2 protein-coding genes are annotated in these 2,547 nt (G+C 72.4%); both read right to left on the bottom strand.

Annotated features, from left to right (window positions below):
* Positions 1–119 precede the first annotated feature (119 nt).
* A complete protein-coding gene (gene cofD / locus IJH84_RS05610) occupies positions 120–1,118 on the bottom strand; it encodes a 2-phospho-L-lactate transferase (protein ID WP_200073525.1) in 999 nt (332 codons plus the stop codon).
* Between the two features lie 142 nt (positions 1,119–1,260).
* Entirely contained in the window at positions 1,261–2,004 is a 744-nt protein-coding gene (locus IJH84_RS05615) for a site-2 protease family protein (protein ID WP_295141106.1), read from the bottom strand.
* Between the last annotated feature and the right edge of the window lie 543 nt (positions 2,005–2,547).

Genomic DNA, 2,547 nt, shown 5'->3' on the forward strand with positions numbered 1-2,547 from the left:
CCCGTCGGACAGCCACGGGGCGGTCGCCGCGATGGACGCCGCCACGTCGTCGCCGGGGCCGAACTCCGGCAGCCCGGGCACCGCGAACAGCCGCAACCCGCCGGTCGCCGCGTGATCGGTCATGCTGCTCCCTCCGGCGCGGCCAGCCCGGCCACATCGAACGCCGCCCGCGCCATGTCCGCGGACGCGTTCACGTCGGACATCAGCAGCGGCACGTCGCGCACCGTCGCACCCGGCACGTCCGCGGAGTCACCGGTGTGCACCAGCCACGCGTCCAGGATGCCGTCCGCGGAGCGGGCGCCGTAGTGCCTGCCCACCGCCTCGGCCGAGGTCTCCACCCCGATCGCGCTCAGGCAGGCGTCGGCCATCCCGCGCAGCGGCTTGCCGCCGATGATCGGCGAGAGCCCCACCACCGGCGCCTTCGTCTCGCGCAGCGCCTTGCGGAACCCGGGCACCGCCAGCAGCGTCCCCACGCTGACCACCGGATTCGACGGTGCCACCAGCACCACATCGGCCTCGTGGATCGCTTCGGCCACGCCCGGTGCGGGCTCGGCCTCCTCGGCGCCTACCGGCACGATCGCGCTGGCCGCGGGCTCCGCGCGGTGGCGCACCCACCACTCCTGGAAATGCACCGCGGCCGGTTCGCCCGTCGTCGGATCCTCGATCGCGACGTGCGTCTCCACCCGGTCGTCGGAGACCGGCAGCAGCCGCACCCCCGGCCGCCAGCGGTCGCACAGCGCCTCGGTCACCGCCGAGAGCGGATACCCGGCGCGCAGCATCCGGGAGCGGATCAGGTGCGTGGCGATGTCCCGGTCACCGAGCCCGAACCAGCTCGGCTCCGCGCCGTAGGCGGCGAGCTCTTCCTTCACCGACCACGTCTCGTCGACCCGGCCCCAGCCCTTCGCGGTGTCGATGCCGTCGCCGAGCGTGTACATGCAGGTGTCCAGGTCCGGGCAGACCCGCAGCCCGTGCATCCACACGTCGTCGCCGATGTTGACCACGGCGGTCACCTCGTGCGGGGATTCCTGCTCGCCCAGCGCGGGCATGCCCAGCGCCGCCTTGATACCCAGCAGGAACCGGGCGCCGCCGACCCCGCCGACCAGTGCTACGACCTTCACGCTCCGATCCTCGCACGTGGCCGACCCCGCGCCGTTCCCGCGCTCCGTTTCCGCCCGCTGCCGACGCGCCGGCGCCTTCCCCCGATCCGGGCGGATCTTGCGGAGTGAACGGCTCGCCGGCCCAGCGGGCCCGCTCCGGGGCTCAGAACTCCCAGAAGCGGAACGCCTCCTGGCCGAGGAAGGCGTGCGTCTGGCTGCCGCCGACCAGCGCGAACACGAAGTAGGCGAGTCCGAAGAACGCCTGCCCCACCGGCCGCACCGCGAACAGCAGCACGAACAGCGCCAGCGGCGCCCACGGCCGCGCCTTCTCGCCCAGCTCGCGGGCGCGGCCGGACAGCCACGGCTCCAGCGCGCCGTACCCGTCCAGCCCCGGGATCGGCAGGATGTTCAGCACGAACGCGATCACCTGCAGGAACGCCAGGTAGGACAGCCCGCTGGAAAGCCCGATCGGCATCGGGAACACCGCCACCGACAGCGTCAGCAGCAGCCCGATCGCGAGGTTCGTGAACGGCCCGGCCAACGAGACCATCGACTCGTCCCGGCGGGTCCGAAGCGCCTGGTGGTTGATCCACACCGCACCGCCGGGCAGCGGGATGCCGCCTGCGATGACGAACAGCAGCGGCAGCACGATGCTCACCACCGGGTCGGTGTAATGCCGCGGGTCCAGCGTCAGATAACCCTTCGCGCGGACCGCGAGATCGCCGCCGCGGTAGGCGGTGATGGCGTGCCCGAACTCGTGCAGGCACAACGAGGTGGCCCAGCCGCCGAGGACGATCAGCACGATGCCCGTCACGCGGGCGACGGTGTTGTCCACGGTGGCGAGCACACCTCCCGCGACCGTGGCACCGAGCAACGCCAGGAACAGGGGACTCACACGCTTGTTCACGTCTCCCAGTGTCCACACCGCTCACCGCGCGCGGTGAGCGATGGGGTGATATGCCTTGATCACCGATGATCAGCACCGCCGTTCGGAGCAGCGGACCGAGTCCGTTCGGCCGGTGCCGCTGCGTCATGCGGGGCTCTGGCGGCGTCCCTCTACGGGTTGTCTCCGCTTGACCGCATGGAGCTACAACGGTGTAATCACAGCAGTGTCATTCCCCGCTGAAACGATTGCTCCCCGCCGCCTCGACCGGCTCTTCGGGTGCTCGCTCGAAGACGTGGGCGGGCCGGTGGCCCGGTTGATCGACCAGGTTGACCGGCGCTCCGGCGCTGGGTGGGCGGTCATCGGCGGCCCGTCCGGGTGCTCCCGGCCGGGTGGTGGAGTGCAACAGCGGCGAGGTCCATCGCAGGCGGGCTCCTCCGGGATCGGATCCCGGTAGCCGCCCGCCGCTGCGCCGGGGTGAACGACCGGCCGTGATCGGGCCTTCGCGGCGGTCGTCGGCGGGCGGTCGGGGAAGGGAGCCCCGGCCGGACCACGGTCGGACGGGCG

Origin of the sequence: Saccharopolyspora sp., from assembly GCF_017434145.1 — a bacterium.
Classification (GTDB): domain Bacteria; phylum Actinomycetota; class Actinomycetes; order Mycobacteriales; family Pseudonocardiaceae; genus Saccharopolyspora_C; species Saccharopolyspora_C galaxeae.